Origin of the sequence: Methanimicrococcus blatticola (assembly GCF_004363215.1) — an archaeon.
GTDB classification, from domain to species: Archaea; Halobacteriota; Methanosarcinia; order Methanosarcinales; family Methanosarcinaceae; genus Methanimicrococcus; species Methanimicrococcus blatticola.
This window is the reverse complement of the sequence record NZ_SNYS01000004.1, coordinates 1-791: the sequence shown is the minus strand read 5'-3', so window position 1 is coordinate 791 and position 791 is coordinate 1. Positions and strand designations below refer to the sequence as shown.

Here is a 791-nt window from a genome sequence, read left to right as displayed (position 1 = left end):
TTGTGTTCATCTCCCGGAATGACAGACACCGTGTAATCGGTTCCCGTTCCGCCGTTTGTTTTGTACGTCACGTTATAATACGTCGTCTCATCATGTTTCCATTTCGCGTACACCGTCATGTTATCTGTCAGTGTTACGTTTTCGCCTGCTGTGTAACCCGTTCCTGATCCGTCCGCATTTTCCGTCCAGTTTTCAAACACGAATCCGTACTTTGACATATTAGCTGTTCCGTTCGTAACGATTGTGTGTTCGTCTCCCGGAATGACAGAGACGGTGTAATCGGTTCCCGTTCCGCTGTTTGCTTTGTACGTCACGTTATAATACGTTGTATCATCATGTTTCCATTTCGCGTACACCGTCATGTTATCTGTCGGCGTTACGGTTTCGCCTGCTGTGTAAACCGTTCCTGACCCGTCTGCATTTTCCGTCCAGTTTTCAAACACGAATCCGTACTTTGACATATTGGCCGTTCCGTTCGTAACGATTGTGTGTTCATCTCCCGGAATGACAGACACCGTGTAATCGGTTCCCGTTCCGCCGTTTGTTTTGTACGTCACGTTATAATACGTCGTCTCATCATGTTTCCATTTCGCGTACACCGTCATGTTATCTGTCAGTGTTACGTTTTCGCCTGCTGTGTAAACCGTTCCTGATCCGTCCGCATTTTCCGTCCAGTTTTCAAACACGAATCCGTATTTTGACATATTGGCCGTTCCGTTCGTAACGATTATGTGTTCATCTCCCGGAATGACAGACACCGTATAATCGATTCCCGTACCGCCGTTTGCTTT

1 protein-coding gene is annotated in these 791 nt (G+C 46.9%); it reads right to left on the bottom strand.

The features are described 5' to 3' along the window. Positions 1-791, bottom strand: a 791-nt coding sequence (locus C7391_RS08175; RefSeq protein WP_166627325.1) for an InlB B-repeat-containing protein, incomplete at both ends; no start/stop codon positions are given.